The organism is Polaromonas sp. UC242_47 (assembly GCF_044452385.1).
GTDB lineage: Bacteria > Pseudomonadota > Gammaproteobacteria > Burkholderiales > Burkholderiaceae_C > Polaromonas.
Window position 1 is genome coordinate 2,494,369 of sequence record NZ_JBIOAO010000001.1, and the last position, 18,256, is coordinate 2,512,624.

At 53.7% G+C, this 18,256-nt stretch carries 16 protein-coding genes; 4 read left to right on the top strand and 12 right to left on the bottom strand.

Features of this window, described 5'->3' with window-relative positions:
• Positions 1-41: 41 nt before the first annotated feature.
• The 11 genes from xrtA to ACHMXK_RS12195 all read right to left on the bottom strand — a co-directional run bounded on the left by xrtA (position 42) and on the right by ACHMXK_RS12195 (position 11,786).
• Complete coding sequence (xrtA, locus tag ACHMXK_RS12145; protein ID WP_397440662.1) at positions 42-1,622, bottom strand: exosortase A; 1,581 nt, start codon at positions 1,620-1,622, stop codon at positions 42-44.
• On the bottom strand, positions 1,619-2,872 hold the full coding sequence (locus tag ACHMXK_RS12150; protein WP_397440664.1) for a TIGR03087 family PEP-CTERM/XrtA system glycosyltransferase: 1,254 nt from the start codon (positions 2,870-2,872) through the stop codon (positions 1,619-1,621). The genes xrtA and ACHMXK_RS12150 overlap by 4 nt, the downstream gene beginning before the upstream one ends.
• 10 nt (positions 2,873-2,882) lie before the next feature.
• Positions 2,883-3,944, bottom strand: coding sequence for a FemAB family XrtA/PEP-CTERM system-associated protein (locus ACHMXK_RS12155; protein WP_397440666.1), 1,062 nt, complete (start codon positions 3,942-3,944; stop codon positions 2,883-2,885).
• Positions 3,928-4,791, bottom strand: a complete 864-nt coding sequence (locus tag ACHMXK_RS12160; RefSeq protein WP_397440668.1) for an XrtA system polysaccharide deacetylase — start codon at positions 4,789-4,791, stop codon at positions 3,928-3,930. Before ACHMXK_RS12160 ends, ACHMXK_RS12155 begins: the two co-directional genes overlap by 17 nt.
• A gap of 42 nt (positions 4,792-4,833) precedes the next feature.
• On the bottom strand, positions 4,834-5,571 hold the full coding sequence (locus tag ACHMXK_RS12165; protein WP_397440670.1) for a UDP-N-acetyl glucosamine 2-epimerase: 738 nt from the start codon (positions 5,569-5,571) through the stop codon (positions 4,834-4,836).
• A gap of 17 nt (positions 5,572-5,588) precedes the next feature.
• Positions 5,589-5,966 carry a UDP-N-acetylglucosamine 2-epimerase gene (locus ACHMXK_RS12170; RefSeq protein WP_397440672.1) on the bottom strand — a complete coding sequence of 126 codons (378 nt, stop codon included), beginning with the start codon at positions 5,964-5,966 and terminating at the stop codon, positions 5,589-5,591.
• The gene (locus ACHMXK_RS12175; RefSeq protein ID WP_397440674.1) at positions 5,963-7,069 is read right to left on the bottom strand and encodes an XrtA/PEP-CTERM system-associated ATPase; all 1,107 of its coding nucleotides are present in this window, start codon (positions 7,067-7,069) and stop codon (positions 5,963-5,965) included. Before ACHMXK_RS12175 ends, ACHMXK_RS12170 begins: the two co-directional genes overlap by 4 nt.
• A 3-nt stretch (positions 7,070-7,072) precedes the next feature.
• Positions 7,073-8,560 carry a TIGR03016 family PEP-CTERM system-associated outer membrane protein gene (locus tag ACHMXK_RS12180; protein WP_397440676.1) on the bottom strand — a complete coding sequence of 496 codons (1,488 nt, stop codon included), beginning with the start codon at positions 8,558-8,560 and terminating at the stop codon, positions 7,073-7,075.
• 74 nt (positions 8,561-8,634) lie between these two features.
• Entirely contained in the window at positions 8,635-9,555 is a 921-nt protein-coding gene (locus ACHMXK_RS12185) for an XrtA-associated tyrosine autokinase (RefSeq protein ID WP_397440678.1), read from the bottom strand.
• Positions 9,556-9,651: 96 nt separating this feature from the next.
• Positions 9,652-11,136 carry an XrtA system polysaccharide chain length determinant gene (locus ACHMXK_RS12190; protein ID WP_397440680.1) on the bottom strand — a complete coding sequence of 495 codons (1,485 nt, stop codon included), beginning with the start codon at positions 11,134-11,136 and terminating at the stop codon, positions 9,652-9,654.
• An 80-nt stretch (positions 11,137-11,216) separates the two neighbouring features.
• A complete protein-coding gene (locus tag ACHMXK_RS12195; RefSeq protein WP_397442508.1) occupies positions 11,217-11,786 on the bottom strand; it encodes an XrtA/PEP-CTERM system exopolysaccharide export protein in 570 nt (189 codons plus the stop codon).
• 305 nt (positions 11,787-12,091) lie between these two features.
• Here ACHMXK_RS12195 and ACHMXK_RS12200 point away from each other — a divergent pair, with 305 nt between their 5' ends.
• Together ACHMXK_RS12200 and ACHMXK_RS12205 are read left to right on the top strand one after the other, a co-directional pair.
• Positions 12,092-13,003, top strand: a complete 912-nt coding sequence (locus tag ACHMXK_RS12200) for a transglycosylase SLT domain-containing protein (RefSeq protein ID WP_397440682.1) — start codon at positions 12,092-12,094, stop codon at positions 13,001-13,003.
• A gap of 592 nt (positions 13,004-13,595) precedes the next feature.
• Positions 13,596-14,081, top strand: coding sequence for a low molecular weight protein-tyrosine-phosphatase (locus ACHMXK_RS12205; protein WP_397440684.1), 486 nt, complete (start codon positions 13,596-13,598; stop codon positions 14,079-14,081).
• Here ACHMXK_RS12205 and ACHMXK_RS12210 read toward each other — a convergent pair.
• On the bottom strand, positions 14,069-15,076 hold the full coding sequence (locus ACHMXK_RS12210; protein ID WP_397440686.1) for an NAD-dependent epimerase: 1,008 nt from the start codon (positions 15,074-15,076) through the stop codon (positions 14,069-14,071). The genes ACHMXK_RS12205 and ACHMXK_RS12210 overlap by 13 nt on opposite strands.
• Positions 15,077-15,272: 196 nt before the next feature.
• On the opposite strand from ACHMXK_RS12210, the gene ACHMXK_RS12215 reads away from it, so the two are divergent.
• Together ACHMXK_RS12215 and ACHMXK_RS12220 are read left to right on the top strand one after the other, a co-directional pair.
• On the top strand, positions 15,273-16,868 hold the full coding sequence (locus ACHMXK_RS12215) for an FAD-binding oxidoreductase (protein WP_397440687.1): 1,596 nt from the start codon (positions 15,273-15,275) through the stop codon (positions 16,866-16,868).
• A 421-nt stretch (positions 16,869-17,289) separates the two neighbouring features.
• Positions 17,290-18,135: a PEP-CTERM sorting domain-containing protein gene (locus ACHMXK_RS12220; protein ID WP_397440688.1), complete on the top strand. Its 846-nt coding sequence runs from the start codon at positions 17,290-17,292 to the stop codon at positions 18,133-18,135.
• Positions 18,136-18,256 lie beyond the last annotated feature (121 nt).

Consider the following 18,256-nt stretch of genomic DNA (forward strand, 5'->3'; position numbering starts at 1 on the left):
CAGCATTTATGAAGCTAAAGGGCGATCAAAATACTTGTCACTTACTTCTTTGTCCGAATCCTCAACAATAAGTCATTGATGATGACGTAGTTGGTTGTCAAAAAGGACTCCAACACCGCTTCATCGTCTCCAGCCCTGCCCCTAGGGGTAAAGGCAACGATGACCGCTGAGTCATCGCCTCGACCTGTCAACTGAGAGTAGGCGCTGTAGACTTTGGCTAAGTAGTCGTTAGATGTCAACAAGCCATTGACCCAATAGACTCGCCAGACCAGGAGCCGGCTGGTGCCTGGATGTTCGGTCAACCCGGGAGCGCGCAACTCAGCGACGCTCAGGCCGACCGGCTTTCCTCCAAGCACAAGTTCACGCCTTGCGCTGGCCACTTGGACCCATTGGCTGTCATTACTGGCCACCAGCACATTGTTGGAACTGACCAGTTTGCGGCTGTAGTCCTGCTGGCGGTAGTAGCCTAGGTAGAGCCCCACGATGCGATCTTGGCTGGCATAGTTGCTACGAATTTCGGCGGATGGATTCTGGAACCGGGGTTTGAACGTCAATACGCCTTCATCAACAGCTCGCCAATCGGCCGCCAAGGACGCTGGCGCCTTGAGCGATATAAGGCCGGTGCCTACGCCTTGGTTGATTGCCGATAGGGCAATCTGGGGTAACGCCACCAATAGAGCAAAGCAGGCCGTCACCAGCCAGAGCGTTTCGGCCGTTGCGGTCGCGTGGACTGGAGAACGCAAAATGCTTGGGAGGACCTCCTTCTGAGGCTCTGCCCAGCGGGCGCCAATGATGAACATCAGCATGATGACGATGCCAAAAAAAACCCAGCCGTAGATCAGGTGATCAACCCCGACAGCGATCTTATTGTCAGAAAAATGTCCCAGCATGACAATCATGTAGGCACGCAACCAGTTGGCGACGATGGGCACCAGAATGGAAATGAGAATGAAAAGTAGACGACGCGTGGTGGACTGGTAGTTGATATAGGCAAACAAAGTACCCACGGTGAGCGACGCAATCAGATACCGTACACCACTGCATGCCTCAACCACCGACCAGTTGCCGGAGGGAATGACGAACTGGAGGCCTTCCCGATAGACTGGTACGCCGCTTAAGCGCAATGCAATAACGGTGAAGTTGGCTGTCCACTCCATGAACTGGGGCAAAAGAAATTCACCTATGGGCACTGCAAAAAACAGGAAACTCAGCGGGAACAGGATAAGCCGCGTGATTGGCCATCCAAGCGTCGCCGGCACCGCCAGAACCAGCAAGGTCACAAAAGCCAATTGAGTCACTGCGTTAATTGCAACTAAATCACCCAACAGCCAGGCAAACCCCGCACTGGCAACTGGCAGCATGACCAAAAACAAGGGCTGAGGCATCTGCACTGCAATCACCCGGCGTTGACGCCAGATAAGCCACAACGCAATGGGTGGAACCAGAAAGCCGTGCGTAAAGGTTTCTGACCTTGACCAGATCAACACCATCCCGATAGCGGTGTCACGGTACAGAAAAATAATCCAGGCAAGCAGCAATGTCAGCGTGACAAGTGCTCGCGGCCATGAAGAGACCGCATCGGACCGCTCATTGAGCCTGATTGAACTCACAAGCTGCTTCATGCGCTGACTCGCTCGGATGGGGGCACATCCAGATACCGGTCGATGCCTGACAAGTGGGCTGGCCAACTGTAGCTACTCACCACTCGCTGTCTTCCAGACTGACCAACCAAGGCAGCCCAGGCAGGGGCTTTTAGCAAGGCGTCAATCTTGTCGACGAAATCGTGGGCATCGCCGGCAGACAAAATTTCAGTCCCGTTGTGAACATCAATGGCATCCACGCAGGACTGAGTCGCGACCACAGGCCGCGCCATAGCCATCGCTTCCAGAAGCTTGTTCTGGATGCCTCGCGCCACTCGCAAGGGCGCTACAACAACTGCCGCGTGTTGCAAATAAGGGCGAATATCAGGCACTGTGCCGGTAACTACCACCGAGTCAGATGCCAACGCCAGAACGGATGGTGAGGGACTGCGCCCGACAATATAAAAGCGTGCTTGAGGCCATGTCTTGCGCAAAGCAGGAAGGATATCGCTCACAAACCAGATGGTCGCATCAATATTGGGCCAGTAATCCATGGCACCTGTGAACACCAGTGGGATTTCAGCCTGCTGCAGTTGTTCACGTGGGACGGCCAAGGCAAAGGGCGAAATACGAGCCGGATCTGGCGAAAAATAATCGGCATCCACGCCGTTGCTCATGGGCGTAACCCTGTTGGCGCATTCGGGGGCCATTTTTAGAAACAGAGCGGTTTCGTTCTCCGTGACAAAAAAAGAGTGTCGAGCGCGGGCGGCCGCCTCGCGTTCATAGGCCAATAGTCGTTTGCCTTCTCGACCGTATAACCAAGACATGGGCCAACTGTGGTTGGCCGCGTACTGCGTCCACTTGGCAGAGTCAACATCGACAAAATCTATGAGCACCGGAGGGGCAATGCCATCCGACATGCCATTCACGTATTGCACCATGACAGATGAAAAAACGACAATGGCATCAATTTTTTGATCGGCCAGCGTCTGCCTGACCCAGGATTGCAGGCCAGCGTTGCGGTAATACCGCAGGCCGAGTGCCTGACGGGTAAGCAAGCCACTGAGGCTGCGGAGCTTGGCTACACGGGGGGTAAGTCGTGCAATATGGCTATCCTGACAGAGCTGCCGCACCACCTCAACGTAAGCTTCGTCGGCAGGATCGTCTACAAAGGTGCCCAAATAGACGTGATGCTGCCTTGCGAGGTGTTTGAGCAAATGGTAAGAGCGAACCTTGTCGCCCTTATTGGGTGGATAAGGCAGACGGTGCACCAAGTAAAGAAGATTACCCATAGTGGCGAGGTCAGCCGAGGTTGCGAACAACAAAGGGACCCAACCAGTTGGCCAGGGAAAGAGGCATGCGCCGCCAAGCGCTGATCAGGAGTTGGTATTTCGCGTTGCTGGGATTGTTTTGCGGTATGGCGTCACGTTTGTATAGGCAATACTGATAGTGCAAGGGTGTCGGTTCAAACCCCCAATTTTTTTTGAACGCATAGGGACCGGTGCCTTGCTTGCTTCGGCCGTAGTCAAACACCTTGAGGCCACGAGCGCAGGCTCGGCGCATGAGTTCCCAATACTTGAAGTCATTGGCTGCAAGGTCTCGGGCTGGCTCAAAGTCGCCTGCGTAGTAGGGTAAGACCTCGTCGCGAAAGTAAAAGCTGATCACGCTACTCAAGGGGCGTCCATCAGGAGCAACGACGGTAAGTACTTCACAGTCAGGACCAAAGACGGTCATCAGCGCTTTGAAATATTTTTTTGGCATCGCAGGAGTGCCATGTCGATGAACGTTATCTGAAAATAGGGTAAAGAACCTGTCAACGGTGTCATCAATTTCACTCGTCAAACCATTCTTGATTCCTTTGCGCACCATGGCGCGCTGCTTGCGCGGAATGGCCAACATATTGGCTTCCTCTTCTGCCAGGATTTCTTTGCGAAAGGTGACGTACAGATCTTGCGTGGGCCAGTCGAGGTGACGCCGGTTGACGTTGCGTAGCTCAAGATGCGCTACACCGAGCCGCTTGGCGATATGCTGGGCTTCAAGCTCCAGCGCTTCAGCGACCGGCGTATTGATCGCAGCCACACCGCCATACACCGCAAACGGCAGGCTAGTGAGAGCACTACCAAACAGCCAGCTATTGATATGTCCAAGCGGCAGTACACCCTGGATACGGCCCTCCATCTCTGCATACAGAAAATAGGTGTCATGGTGGAAAACATTGCGTACGATGTTTTGCCAACCAGCACGATGAAAAAATGTGGCCTCGGGGCACATCAGGACGAATGCGTCCCATAGCGCTGCCGTGTCGGCATCCTGAGGGGCCAGACGCCTGATTGTTAACGAGGAATCATCAGGTGACAGCGACATGCTTGGCAACTTTTTCTGGGAAAATATGATCCATCCGCCCCCAGTTGAAATCACCCAGGAGTTGATTCAGCCGACTTTCCATGCGGCTAATGTTGACGTAATGCCGAAAGCGCGTCTTGCTGTTGATGCCCGCAATTTGGGGCTGACCGGTGTCAATCTCCCAGGGATGAAAATAGAAGACGCTGGATTCGCGATCATCCGAGTTGACTCGACCCAGCATCCAGCGTGACAGCGCGTAGGGCAGCAATCTGAAATAGCCTCCCCCACTGCATGGCCAGTTACGGTTGAGTAGCCTCATAGTCGTGATCGGGATTTCCATCAAACCCGGACGCACCTCGTATGCAAAGCGTGGTGAGTTCGGCATTCCATAGTGGTCATGTCGAATAGGATAAATACTTGAGCTGTAGCGATAACCTGCACGTACCAAGCAGTCAAAGGCCCAAAGATTTCCAGTCCCAATCGAGAAACTCGGCGCGCGATAACCATTGACCTCACTGCCAGTCACATCCTCCAGAACAATTTTGGCCAGATTAATATCAGCAAAAAAAGCTTCTTCGGTCTGGTCGCTGGCGCGCTCGTGAGCATAGCCGTGACTGGCCAGTTCATGCCCTTCTTGAACGATTTTTCGCACCAACAGCGGGTAACGCTCGGCAATCCACCCCAAGGTAAAAAATGTAGCCTTGGTGTCGCAACGTGCCAGCATTTCGAGAATGCAGTCGATGTTGCGCTCTACGCGACATTCACGGGTATTCCACTCGGAACGCGCAATGTATGGCGCAAATGCCGAGACTTGAAAGTAATCTTCGACATCGATCGTCAACGCGTTGATGATGGTGGAGGTTGGCATGCCGACTCTCTAGTTAATAACTGATCGGAAGGCCATTCAAGCTTACCTCTGTTTTAACCATTGGTACAAGTACGCAGTAATCCGTTCGGCAGCATGTCCATCCCAAAACGCAGGAACACGGCCACGCGTACCCCGTCCAGCCAGGATTTCCTGTATCGCACCAACAATGACATCACGGTCACGCCCAACGAGGATGTTGGTACCCTGCTCCACTGTGATCGGGCGTTCAGTGTTATCTCGCAGAGTTAGGCAGGGCCCGCCGAGTGCCGTGGTTTCTTCCTGTAACCCACCCGAGTCGGTGAGTACCACAGTAGCGCCGGCCATCAATCCGAGCATTTCTAGGTAGCCCAGAGGCGGCAACAAAACCATACGTGCTGTATCCATCAAGTCGGACAGACAGAAACGGTCAATATTGCTGCGGGTGCGGGGATGTAGGGCAAGCACCAACGGCAAGTTGGCGGCGACCTCACCCAACACGCGCAACAAAGCACGCAGCATTTCAGGATGGTCCACATTGGAGGGACGGTGTAGCGTTACCACGCTATAACCGAATGGATGGCTCAACACCAAAGGATTGGCATTCATGGATTGCAGCGTTTCCTTCGCGCCACGAGCATTTTTTCGACCAAAAACGACCGAATCAATCATGACGTTACCCGCAAAACAAACTCTGTTTGATGGAATGCCCTCCCGCGCCAGATTATCTCCAGCCGTACGCTCTGTGGTGTATAGCTTGTCAGAAATCTGCTCTGTGAGGATGCGGTTTATTTCCTCGGACATGGTTCGGTCGTAGCTTCTCAGTCCCGCCTCAATATGCGCCACAGGCGCACTTTTTTGCAGCGACCCAGGGAGCACATCAGCGTTGAGTTGACGTCACCCACCACCGCCACGCAAGAGGATCTATGTGCATCGATGACGGGCTCGAATCTACGCACAATTTCGGCCGTTTGAATGCTGTGAGTACCTGGCCCCACTTCAAGATTAATGTCAGGCCGCGGCAGGTGAAGGTCTTCAAAAAAACGCTCGCTCATGTCTTTGTCATAGTGCTGACCGGTGTGTACCAACCTTACCGGCAAGGGCGGTTCATGGACTGACATGGCCCTTAGAATCGGGGCCATTTTCATAAAATTTGGACGTGCACCAACAACGCAAATGACTGGCCCCAAAATAGTCATTGGTTACTCTCCTGGCCAGACTTTCTAACCGCGGCTACGAGTTTTTTCAGCATGACCAAGCACTCGAGGTTGATGCGCTCCAAACGTAGGACACTTCGCTCCAGACGCCGCAAGCGACTGTCGTACTGTTCGGCTTCCAAGCCATCAATTTGACTAGAAATGGCATCTGCCAAGTCAGGCGTAACCTGCAATTTGGCGAAATCAATATCAACTGACCCGGTCACTTTTCGAGCTTGAAAACCCGCATCGTCCCAAATTATTCTGTCCCCTTCGGTCATCTTCTCCGGGACTGTTGATTCATCGTGAATTTCGCAGACTACTTCATTGACATCATCAGGACCAAAGGCATCTTTGCTGCTCAGGAAGCCAAGTAACAACAAGCGATCACAAATCAGGTTGATACGGCGGGGAATACCTCCAGAAGCTTTGAAAACTCCTTCGAAAGCGTCCATATTGAAAGTAGGCCGGCCAGAGGAACCCGCACATTTCAATCGATGCTCAATATAGCCCCGTGTTTCATCCAGATCCAACGGCCCGATGTGGCAGGTCGCGGTAACACGCTGCCTGAGTTGCTGCATAGAGGGGCTTTGCAAAATAGAACGAAACTCGGGCTGCCCAACCAAAAATGTCTGCAGCAGCGCTTGCTGGTCCAACTGAAAGTTGGACAACATACGGAGCTCCTCTACTGCCCGGGCTGTCAGGTTTTGAGCTTCATCGACAATCAGCAGGCAGCGCTTTCCTTGGCTTGTCTGGTTAATCAAATACGCCTCCAGCGCCATCAGTACGTCGGCCTTGGAAACATCTTTAACCCGCACACCAAAGGCAGCGCCCACCATGCGCAAGGTATCTTCGGCATCCAACTGCGTGGTAACGAGATTGGCGGCAACGACCTTCATAGAGTCCAGGCTGGCGAGCAAGCCTCGTACTATGGTGGTCTTCCCAGCGCCAACCTCCCCAGTGATGACAATAAAACCTTCGTTCCGCTGTACACCGTACTCGAGGTAGGCCTTGGCCCGTCGGTGCTGCTTACTGCTGAAATAAAAACTGGGATCAGGGTTGAGCTGGAACGGCTTGCTGCTTAACCCGTAAAAAACTTGGTACATAAATCAGAACCGCACAATCAAGTTGCCGGTAATGGCGTTTTCAACGTAAGGTGAAGCACCTCTGGAAATAACATGACGGACTCCCACAGAAGCAGTCGCCTGTTTGCCGACTTTGCCTGTGATGCTGACATTAAGAAAGCGAATTGTGTTGTCTTGCAAACTCGACACCCCTGATGTTTTTTGCTGCGAAGCAAGAACACCCAAGGAAAAGTCAGGGGTCAAGCGATGTGCGTAATTAACGCTAAAACCCCGCTGGCGGACCACGTTAGACCTATTGAAGTCATCGACACCCGTCGACACGGTGTCAAGCCTGGCGCTCTCACTTTTCGTGGCGATAAACGTGATAGTGTCTCTCACACCAAGCAGCGCAAACGACAAGTCTTGCCGGCGCTGCAATGACAAAGCCGACGTCAAAAAACTCCTGACAACCACGGCGTTAGGACTAATTCCATTGGCCAGCAAAAAGGCATTGACCAACTGTGCACGCGCTGTCGGGTTGGGCTCAAGAGATTCAAACTGGCTGTAAAGCAGGTCATAAATGGATCCGAGACTCCCAACAACCGTCTGATTTGGCGTTGCTGACGCATCCTTTATATCGCTGAATCTCCACGCAGTGCGTGCCGTTCGGTGCTCAAAACTAAGGCGATGGGCGCTTCCGAATGAGCGACGGTCGCGAGATGCTGACAACTTTGTCATGTCCGACGGCGACCAATTCACTCCGACGCCGCTCGTATCAAAATTTTGCTTGTCGAAGGTAGTGTAGTTATTCGCTTCACGCCCAGCATTGGCAGACACCCTCAATTGGGGCGAGATCGAATACGACAAGCCTAAGCTGAAACGATCCGCTTCGGTAGCGCGACCAGCCTTGAAATCAACCCTTTGTTGGCTAACGTCTGCCGACCAGCCAAGTTTCGTGAAGGCACTGTCGCCCTTGAAATTTGCGAAGCCATCAACCATTGTGAAGCCCGATGTCCCCGCAGCATCAGTATTCGTGACAGCTCGGCTGTAGCGCGCGTCATAGCTGACCCAATCGCCCAACCGGCCGCGCACATAGGGCGAAATTCGGTAGTTTGAAACCTCTGTTCGATTGGCGTTTACAGACGCATTGTCAATTGACTGCGTTCCAAAGGCGGACACAGACTGCTGAGAAATGGAGCCACTTAGATCAATAAACGCCCAGTTATCAATAGCCTCCAGCGTACCAAACGTATTCAGCGCATTTTGGGATCGGTTGGGTAACGCGGCTTGAGAGTACAGAATCTGATTCAAAGCGTAATCAAAATAGCCCTTGAGTCGGGCGCCTGCAATATTCATGCGAATACCGGGACTGACTTCGGTAATCAGTGCTGACTTCTTGCCGACACTGCTCAGGTTCACGTTATCCGTCACGGTCTCGGTGACTGAAACACGCGGCTCAATTGATACCGTCCGCACGGAACCCGACTCCAAACCGGACTCTTGAGCATAGATGCCACCCGACACCATAAACATACCAGCTGCTACCGACACTAACGTGGCAGTAGTTCGCAGCCCCCTTAAAGAAAGCAGACCATACACCATCATGACTAGAGTTGATGCTGGGGGTAGCCAGGCTTGCCGCTGTTCATGTCTGCGCCATATCCATAGTTGTATCCACCATATCCATAAACCCCTTTGGAAACGGCTCTTGCCTGATTCAGCAGCATCAACTTAACGGGGCACGCCTCAATGGTGGCCAGCGCATGCCGAACCTCTGACTGCAAGGTTCTTTCAGCCTGTACCACCACCACCACTTGACCCATATGGGTGGCCAACACCCGCGCCTCAGTGGTGAGGAGAAGTGGCGGTGAATCAAAAACAACGATGCGGTCCGTATAGCGCCTAGCCATTTCATCCAACAGGCGGATCATTGCATCACTGGCCAGTAGCTCGGTGGCACGGGCATGCGGAGTGCCCGAGGGCAGAATGCTCAGCTTGTCAATATTTGTCTTCAGTAGCATGCTAGACATGTCCTTAGACTCATCCAGTACAAGATCAAGCAAACCTGGGCCATCGGGCAACCCCAGCTTTCTCATCACGGAGGGACGTGCCACATCGGCATCCACCAGCAACACCGTGTTGTCCAATTCGGTGGCGATGCTCATTGCCAAATTGATGGCGGTAAAGCTCTTGCCTTCACCAGGCAACGCGCTGGTCACCATGATCAAGTTGCCATTGACAATGACAGATGCACCTTTGCCCATGGCATTGCTGATCAGCGGCCGCTTGATCACTCGGAATTGATCTGCTACTTGGGAACGAGGGGACGTTGGGCTGACAATACCCACCGCAGAAAGTGCATCCAAATCAATTTGGACATGTCGGGAAATGGGGGGCGGCTGCGACTCAATCGCAGGCTTCTTGACCGCATCCACCACAGATGCCAATGGTGGCGCTGTTGGCATATCCGCGCCTGCCTGGCGAAGCTGCTCCATACGTTGCGCGGCCTGCTCGATCAAGCTACTCATAATTGAATCATCCTGCCCGTCCTGACATGAAAGACAAAAAAATCATCCCTGCAGAAAAAACCCCAAGCAATCCGCATGAAGCACCTAAAAACTTCTTCAACTGAGCTTTTCTGTCAGCGCAGCGTTATCGCCCATCACCAGGGTGACCACTCCCAACAGAGGTAACCCTACCGCATCCCGCAGGGAGGATGCATCGTAAAAAACGGGGCGCAATTGACTTGCGAGAAAGGCAACGGCCAGTCCTGCGCCCAGGGCAACCAACAAAACAAAGGGCATCAACAGCAAACGGTTGGGCGCCACCGGGCTAGGCGAGGCACGGGGTGGGTCGATCAATCGGAAGTCCGCAACACCACCAACGCCATCCAGATCGCCTGACAGCGTTGCCGACTCTCTGCGGGTAACCAGATCGTTGTAGTTTTTTTTGTTGATGTCATAGTCACGATTCAATTGAGCGAATTCAGCTTCAATTTGCGGGGCTGTTTTCATCAATTCACGCGCCCGATTAAAACGCATCTCGTACTCACCAACCCTTGCTCGTAAAGCCGCCACTTGCACCTCTGAAGTGGCCAGCATACGGCTGAGTTCCTGATATGCGAGGCTGTTGTTTGACGCCAACGTCGGGTTGGCCATCGCGGTCTTTCGTAGTTCCTGAATTTCCTTGCGCTTGAGAGTTTCAAGCTCGTTGATCAGACGCCTAGCCCCCACGACATCGGGATGTTGCTCTGTAAAGCGCTGAAGCAGCCCGTCCAGATTACGCTTCTGAGCTTCAATGCGAGCGTCGATCTCAGGCGTCGAAATCGACAGGGTTGATTCTTGAAGAAGACTGCGCGACGTGATGTCTGCACTTTCCGATTTTTCGGTCTCTAATTGGCGTTTGGCTGCATCACGCGCATTTTCGGCCTCACGCAAATCTAGTCTGGCTTGATTCAGTTGATTGCTCAAGAAACCGAGCTGCCCAGCCATGTCTTTGCCATCGGCCGTTTGAAGTTCAATGTTTCGGACTTTGAATTCCTTCAACCGTTTCTCAGCCTCTTCAAGCTTGGCCACGTAGGTCTTGATCTGTTCATCAATGAATTTCTTGGCGGTATCAGAGTCTTTGCGCGTATCCCCCAGGCTGGATTCGACAAAAATTGATACTAGGGACTGTATGACCCGTTTCGCCTTATCGGGGCTTGTATCTCGATACGACAACACGTAAAGGTTATCGCGGCCTACATTTTTAATTTCCAGCGATTTCATCAAATCATCAATCAGCGCCTCCTGCGCTACCTTTGATTGACTTTTCAAATCAAGGTCAGCCATGCGAATCAGCTTTTCAACATTTGGACGGCTGATGAGAGTCCGACTCAGCATCATCACCTGTTGTTCGACATTGGGCTGCACCGCCAAGCCAGACATCAAAGGCTTCAGAATGGACTGCGTGTCGACAAAAATACGGGCCGACGCCTCGTATTTATCAGGCACGGAAAGCACCACGAACGCACCGATTCCGGTGACAAGCCAAGCAACCAGCAGGCCTAGCCAGCGATGCTTCCAAATACCTTTGGTAGCGGTGAATATTTGGCGAATCAGCTCATCCATCAGACCACGCCTTTCTGACCAGATTTCAAACGCTGCAAAGCTTGCATCAAGCGATGCCGGAGAGAGGGACGAACGTGGCCTTAAAACCAGCCTTGCGGAATAATGAGAATGTCACCCGGTTTCATTTCCACATTAGCAGAGATGTCGCCGCGCTTTATGAGGTCTTTGAGACGCACAGAATACCGTTTTCCACCTTCCGAGGCACGCGTGATGGATGCCCCATTGCCATCAGCAAAGTCCGTCAAGCCACCGACGGAAATCATGACATCAAGCAAGGTCATCTTTTGCTTATAAGGCAAGGCTTGGGGTTTGGCTGCCTGGCCTACGACCCGAATTTGTTCACTGTAGGGGCCAACGAAACTGGTAACTATGATCGTCACAACTGGGTCGCGAACCAATTTGCTCAACGCCTTTTCGACGTCACGAGCAATCTCCACAGAATTTTTGCCCTGGGCAACGAGCTCATCGACCAGCGGCGTTGACACTCTGCCATCCGGACGAACCGGGACCGACATGGATAACTCGGGATTGCGCCACACGATGATGTTTAAAGTGTCACCGGGGCCAACGATGTAGTTGTAATCCGGGGTCGCGGCGACAGCCGGGGCAGGCGGGTAGCTGGTTGAATAACCGGCACATGCGGCCAGCAGACCAACCAGTACGCTGAGTGCGGTCCAACGAGACGCGGCTTGTAAAGCAAAAAAAATATTTTTCAAAGCGGATCCCCTGAAAAAATGCAACCAAACGCCTAGGCACAAAATCAGTATATAGCGCATTTGATCAATCAATCAACTACAAGAAACGCCAAGCACAGTGACTTGCATGAAAATTTCTATTTCCTCACCCACGAGAACGTCCATGTAGAACGGTGCGTATGAATCGCAGCTTTATAGACGAAGTCGCCTCACGCCCACGGCTGGTGACAGGCTGAAATAAAACGAGGATACTTTCGAGCATGCGTGTACGCCTTTCGCCCCTTCTACCGGTGTTGATTGCGACATACTGTGCTGCCGTGACGGCACAAGGGCATGACTCAACGCTGGAAAATGCCGTCGCCAGTGTCCCAGGTTCAAAGCTGCTCCTGGAAGCCCTGGCCTACGAGCATGGTGAGGGTGTGCCGCGTAACCCTATACTGGCCGCGACCCTGTACTGCGAGGGTGCTCGCCAGGGCGACTCTGAGGCGCAATACAACTTGGGATGGATGTACGCCAATGGGCGCGGGGTGGAACGCAGCGACCAGATCGCCGCTTTCTTTTTTCATGCGGCCGCCGAGCAGGGGCTCGACGCCGCCCAGCGCATGCTCAAGGTGGTGGGATCTCCCACCGGCGAATCGCCCGACTGCATGCGCGATTTTTCTGCATTAGCGCCCACTGTGTCTAATCTACCCAGCGTGGACTACCGAGCAATTGCTCCGCGGAAAATTTTTGATCTGGTGATGAAAATGTCGCCTCAATATAGTGTGGAGCCGCAACTGGCACTGGCAATCATTGCCGCAGAATCCAACTTCAACAGCCTGGCGTTATCGCCGAAAAACGCCCAGGGCTTGATGCAACTGCTACCCCAAACCAGCGTACGTTTCAACGTAAAAAATCCCTATGATCCAGCTCAAAATATTCGGGGTGGCCTTACCTATCTACGTTGGTTGCTAGCCTATTTTGAGGGCGATGTCGCACTGGTAGCGGCGGCCTACAACGCAGGGGAAGGCAAGGTAGATCGTTACCGGGGGGTTCCGCCGTATCTGGAAACGCGGGCCTATGTGCAACGCATACTTAAGTCGGTCGGCGCCTCGACCCATCCCTTTGATGAAACGGCGGCCCTACCATCCCCTTCACTTCCGCTGATCCGATTGTCCTCACACGGGAAATGAAAGGTGGTGTTGAAATTATGAACACCGCGATATGCGCAGTCTCCCCTCCATTGGTCTTAAAACGACCTTTGAGACTGGTGTCCAGCGTAAGATGCACAGACGCCCCCACCGGAACCCTTCACAGACGTCTACTGCCCCTCGCGGCACTAGACTCCTCCGTTGCGAGAAGGCACAGGCGGAGGCCGCGCAGAAGTAGGGTCTGCACCCCACGCAAATCAACGAGTGGCACCAACAACTGCTGAAGTTGAAGGTGGTGCGCTTGTAGACGGCGCAAAAGTCCAGGTAGCAGCGGCCCCGCACCACTTCGTCGCCCTTGGTCACGCAACGCGCCACGATCTCACCCGAGGGTGAAGATCCGGTCCTTTTGACCGTTGAGATGAAGGCCCAAAGGGCCAAAGACGCCGAAACAAACAAGCTCTGGGAAGGCATCAATTTACGCCGCCAATAAGGCTTTGCCAACCTCTCCTTGATCTTTGCGATTGCTATCGTTTTTGGAGCTACCTACGCCGAACCCGTGTGCACTGCAGCCGCTTCTTTTTTGTAATTAGGGGAGTCTGTATATTATGGCAAGCCTTGTTTACGACCGTTAATGATGAAAATTCTGATGATCTGTATGGGTAACGTATGCCGCTCGCCGATGGCGCAGATGGTGACATTGCAGTTGATAAGGCAAGCAGGCCTTGCGCGCGACATTCAAATAGATTCAGCCGGAACGCATGCCAGCCACGGGAAAGAGCCACCGGACCCGCGGGCCATCATGGTTCTGTCTGGGCGTGGATATACGATTGGCAAGAGTCGATCACGCCAGGTCATCGAACGCGACTTCAGCCGCTATGACCTGATACTGGCGATGGACCGAGCGAACCTGAACGACCTGCAGTGCATATGCCCTGCGGATCACATGCACAAACTGCGCCTGTTTCTCGAGTTTGCGCTAGAGGCGGATGTTTGCGATGTTCCCGACCCGTATTACGGCGACATCAAGGGTTTTGAGCGCGTGCTGGATCTGTGCGAAGCCGGCGCACGTGGTCTGGTCGCGCACTACCAGACGCACGACAGTGGACCTCAAATTTTGTAATAGTCCCGATACCACACCACAAAGCGGCCAATCCCCTGCTCAATGCGCGTACCAGGAACAAAACCAACCCATTCGTTCAGGGCGTCGGTATTGGCATAAGTAGCTGGCACATCCCCATCTTGCAAAGGCAGCAGGTGTTTTTTAGCCTTCTTGCCCAAGGCATCCTCAATACAGGTAATGAAGTCAAGCAGCGGCACCGGATTGTTGTTTCCAATGTTGAACACACGATATGGCGCGTTGCTGGTGGCGGGATCAGCCCGCAAAGCGTCAAAATCGGGGCTACATGTGGCGATGCGATCGAGCACCCGGATGACGCCCTCAGCGATGTCATCCACGTATGTGAAGTCCCGCCGCATATTGCCGTGATTAAACACATCGATTGGCCGCCCTTCCAGGATGGCTTTGGTGAATAGAAACAGGGCCATGTCAGGCCGACCCCATGGGCCGTACACGGTAAAGAAACGAAGGCCAGTGGTGGGAAGATCATACAAATGGCTGTATGTGTGTGCCATCAATTCGTTGGCTTTCTTGGTAGCGGCGTAGAGACTGACAGGATGATCCACGCTGTCGTGTTCAGAAAACGGCATCTGGGTATTGCCGCCATAAACGCTGGAACTTGACGCGTACACCAAGTGCTGTACTTCTGCGTGGCGGCAACCTTCCAGGATGTTCATAAAACCCACGATGTTGCTATCGATGTAAGCATGTGGATTTTGCAGCGAGTAACGCACACCTGCTTGTGCGGCAAGGTGGATGACCCGATCAAATTTTTCGACGGCAAAGAGTTCCGCCATGCCCTGACGATCTGACACGTCCATTTTGACAAAGCGAAAATCCGCGTGTGGCATCAGTCGCTTGAGGCGATTTTCCTTCAGCGTAACGTCGTAATAGTCGTTGAGATTGTCAAGGCCGACCACCTCATCCCCGCGTGCCAGCAAGCGCAAGACGACCGTCATGCCAATGAAGCCCGCGGCCCCCGTCAATAATATTTTCATAGATTGATGCCCGAACCAGTTAATTCGACCAATCTTAATGCGCGCCAGCCTGAGAACTTAAGACGATATCGCATTCAACATGTAAAGTAATCCGACAGATCATTTCCAGATCCATACCTGACATCAAGTATTCATTCAAGAATAAAATTCCTCACTGCCAGCAAGCGTAAGCTTGGAGCAACTCAAGGAGTTTGTCATGGACCTATCGCTGGCGGTCAAGCAGTGGCAAGCCCTTCTCGGTGAGCCAAGCGTGTTGTTCGGTGAAGCAGCGACGGCCGCTTATGGCGGCGACACAAGTGGCGCGTACAGAAGCATTCCGGCCGCCTTACGAATAGAGGACAGCGCCTGCCTGCAGGACGTCATGCGGATTGCCAGCAGACATCAAGTACCCGTTTACCCCATCAGCACCGGGCAGAACTGGGGCTATGGCAGCGCCCTGCCCGCGCGTGACGGCTGCGTCGTCCTTGATTTGTCACCCCTCAAAAAAATCATTGATTTCGATGCAGAGCTGGGTGTGGTTACTCTGGAGCCCGGAGTGACGCAAGGCATGCTGGCCGACTTCCTGGAGGCAGGTCAGCATCCCTACATGGTGCCGGTCACCGGCGCGGGTCCAACTTGCAGCTTGGTTGGCAATGCATTGGAGCGCGGCTATGGCGTGACACCTCATGTGGACCACTTTGGCGCGGTGACTGACCTGGAGGCTGTTCTGCCAGATGGCAGTTTGTATCGCACCACCCTGCGGGAGGCGGGTGGTGAAGAACTGGCACGCTTGTTCAAATGGGGTATTGGCCCGTACACCACCGGACTTTTCACGCAAGGGGGGTTTGGTGTGGTCACTCACATGTCCATCATCCTGGCACGTCGGCCCGAGTGCATCAAAGCCTGTTTGTTTAGCCTGAAAGATGATGCCTTGCTCGAACCCGCTGTGGAACGCATCCGTTCCCTGCTCATCAAGCTGCCTGGCACCCTGGGTGCCATCAACCTGATGAACCAGCATCGAGTGCTGAGCATGTCAACGCCCTACCCGATCGACAAACTCGGGCCCGACAACATGATTCCGCAAGCCGTCATTGATGCGATGGGACGTCAATATCAAATCATGCCATGGACCGGCTTTGCCACCCTTTATGGGACTCACCGGGTTGTAGCCGCGGCGCAAAAAGAAATGGAAAAAGCGCTGTCTGGTGTTGCCAGTCGGACCCTGTTTTTGACCCCGGCCCGCGCTCACACACTGGCAGGTCTGGCCAAGTGGATCCCGGGAGCCGTCGGCCAACGGCTGACGCGCGTGGCAGGCACATTGGCACAATCACTGGAGCTGGTGGCCGGAAGACCCAACGAGACCGCATTGCCGCTGGCCTATTGGCGTAATCCAAACCCGCAGCAGGGCCCGGTTAAAAATCCGGCACGTGATGGCTGCGGCCTGACCTGGTACGCCCCTCTGGTGCCCATGCGGCCTTCCGGCGTTCGGGCCTATGTCAACATGGTGAAACAAATCACTCCCGAACATGGCATCGAACCACTCATAACGTTTACATCTCTGAACGAGCGCCTATTTGACAGCACCGTTCCCTTGCTGTTTGACCGCGACAAACCAGAAGCTGTCGCCGCTGCGGCCGCCTGCTACCAACACTTGTTTGAGACCGGGCGAACCCAGGGATGGTTTCCCTACCGGCTGGGAATCAACAGCATGCAGAAATTGGTCGATCTACAAACAGACTCCCGGACATTCCAGGCACGCCTGCGCAAAAACCTGGACCCGCACAACCTGATGGCGCCGGGCAGGTACTACTAAGTTCATCTCATGAAGCACAAGTCACAACGCCTGACCTCGCTCCAGCTTTCGCAGACACCAGGCATGCTGGCTTCAGGTTTTTGCCCAGCTCACTTGACCAGTCGGCCCAGATGGGCATCGCCCAAGTCCAGCGTTTCAAACTCTTCTTCTGTTCAGCCCATCAACCCGATCCTTTGGTAGTGAGCCACCGATGGTATGACTTATGCATCACGAGGTGGACCGAAATAGCACCCCACCCGGACGTCGCAACTGTCGAGATTTTTTACATTGCACGACGCCCAAACGCCTCAAAGTAGCCAGTGATTAATTTTCTCTTTTGTTTTCAATGCCTTAAATGATCAGGAGCGTTGTGGCACGCACCTTGCATTGAACACAAGCGTGGGAAATAAGTCCCTCGTCACAATCCATCTGGAGGTTGATCATGAAGAAAATTCTGGTTGCTTTAGTTGCAGCATCCGGTCTCGCCCTTGCGGTACCGGCATCGGCAACAGTCGTTGGCGGGATCGATTTCGGCGTTCTTGGTGGCCCTCCGACCAATACGCACCTGGACACGTCGACATTGGCACAAACTTTCGTCAACGGCAATGGCCAGAGTGCCACGGCTTACGGTGTTATCACGTCAGTCAACGGTGACACCAGCTATTGCGCCGGCAACGGCACATGCGGCCTTTTCTATGTTGCGAACTACTCCGGCTCCCAGAATTTCAGCACCAGTTACGTTGAATTTAGCTCCGCGACTTTCTCGGTTTACTACTCAGCGAATGCATCGGCGCTTAACTTGCTTCTTCAAAACTCGGCCGCCAATCTCGCAGCGATTACGGGACTTACGCCGTGGCTGACCCTCACCGGCCATAACAACTTGGGCGGGGTAGCGGCTCCGAACGCCGTGTTGAACGGCGGCGGCACTCTTACTGGAGCGACCCTGAGCGGCGACGGGTTTGGATTGATGGACGTCAACACCGCTGGCCCCGGTATTGCGGCAGTCATTGCCTACCTCAACTCGAATGGTATTTTGGATGCGATCGGCGGAAAAGCCGACATGGCGATCACATCCTCCTTCAACAATGCCGTGCTAAATTCGTTTGACGTAAGCAGCGGCGCTGCCAATGGGTGCCAAAATGGCACTGCAGCAGTAGGCGCTTGGTGTTACCAGGGGACCGCAAATCTCCGCGGCTTCACCACTGTTCCCGAACCCGGAGGGTTGGCTCTGTTCGCGATCGCTCTGGCCGGTTTGGGCATCAGCGTACGTTCGCGCAAATCCAAATAACTCGGACAGCACAAACCGATGGAAATCGACAAAGACCACGCCCTCCCGGGCGTGGTTCTATTTTGAGTGGCCAGCTCTGTAGTGCGCGCGATTTCAATACACTTTTGCCTGTTTTTTCTTA

Excerpts from the sequence above, each read along its gene's own strand:
- xrtA (WP_397440662.1), bottom strand. The coding sequence starts at position 1,622 with ATGAAGCAGCTTGTGAGTTCAATCAGGCTCAATGAGCGGTCCGATGCG.
- ACHMXK_RS12150 (WP_397440664.1), bottom strand. The coding sequence starts at position 2,872 with ATGGGTAATCTTCTTTACTTGGTGCACCGTCTGCCTTATCCACCCAAT.
- ACHMXK_RS12155 (WP_397440666.1), bottom strand. The coding sequence starts at position 3,944 with ATGTCGCTGTCACCTGATGATTCCTCGTTAACAATCAGGCGTCTGGCC.
- ACHMXK_RS12160 (WP_397440668.1), bottom strand. The coding sequence starts at position 4,791 with ATGCCAACCTCCACCATCATCAACGCGTTGACGATCGATGTCGAAGAT.
- ACHMXK_RS12165 (WP_397440670.1), bottom strand. The coding sequence starts at position 5,571 with ATGTCCGAGGAAATAAACCGCATCCTCACAGAGCAGATTTCTGACAAG.
- ACHMXK_RS12170 (WP_397440672.1), bottom strand. The coding sequence starts at position 5,966 with ATGACTATTTTGGGGCCAGTCATTTGCGTTGTTGGTGCACGTCCAAAT.
- ACHMXK_RS12175 (WP_397440674.1), bottom strand. The coding sequence starts at position 7,069 with ATGTACCAAGTTTTTTACGGGTTAAGCAGCAAGCCGTTCCAGCTCAAC.
- ACHMXK_RS12180 (WP_397440676.1), bottom strand. The coding sequence starts at position 8,560 with ATGTTTATGGTGTCGGGTGGCATCTATGCTCAAGAGTCCGGTTTGGAG.
- ACHMXK_RS12185 (WP_397440678.1), bottom strand. The coding sequence starts at position 9,555 with ATGAGTAGCTTGATCGAGCAGGCCGCGCAACGTATGGAGCAGCTTCGC.
- ACHMXK_RS12190 (WP_397440680.1), bottom strand. The coding sequence starts at position 11,136 with ATGGATGAGCTGATTCGCCAAATATTCACCGCTACCAAAGGTATTTGG.
- ACHMXK_RS12200 (WP_397440682.1), top strand. The coding sequence starts at position 12,092 with ATGCGTGTACGCCTTTCGCCCCTTCTACCGGTGTTGATTGCGACATAC.
- ACHMXK_RS12205 (WP_397440684.1), top strand. The coding sequence starts at position 13,596 with ATGAAAATTCTGATGATCTGTATGGGTAACGTATGCCGCTCGCCGATG.
- ACHMXK_RS12210 (WP_397440686.1), bottom strand. The coding sequence starts at position 15,076 with ATGAAAATATTATTGACGGGGGCCGCGGGCTTCATTGGCATGACGGTC.
- ACHMXK_RS12215 (WP_397440687.1), top strand. The coding sequence starts at position 15,273 with ATGGACCTATCGCTGGCGGTCAAGCAGTGGCAAGCCCTTCTCGGTGAG.
- ACHMXK_RS12220 (WP_397440688.1), top strand. The coding sequence starts at position 17,290 with ATGAAGAAAATTCTGGTTGCTTTAGTTGCAGCATCCGGTCTCGCCCTT.